The 238-nt window shown below is 69.7% G+C and carries 1 protein-coding gene; it reads right to left on the reverse strand.

The genetic code is table 11. From position 1 onward, the window contains the following. Positions 1-238, reverse strand: a 238-nt coding sequence (locus tag AC0CH8_RS19105) for a dihydroxy-acid dehydratase domain-containing protein (RefSeq protein WP_465241231.1), incomplete at both ends; no start/stop codon positions are given.

Raw genomic sequence — 238 nt, forward strand, 5'->3', positions numbered from 1 at the left:
GTGCCGGGATTGACGAACGCGGCACCCGGCAGGTGCAGGCCCAGCACTTCCATCATCATCGGGTTGGTGTTGGCGGTGCCGTAGAAGGTGCAGGTCCCCTTGCCGTGATAGGCCTGGATCTCCGCGTCCAGCAGTTCCTCGCGGCTGGCGTCCCCGACCGCGACACGCTCGCGCACCGCCGCCTTGGCCTTGGTCGGCAGGCCGGTGGGCATCGGCCCGCCGGGGATCAGGATCGTCG

This window comes from Sphingomonas sp. AC435 (assembly GCF_979253005.1).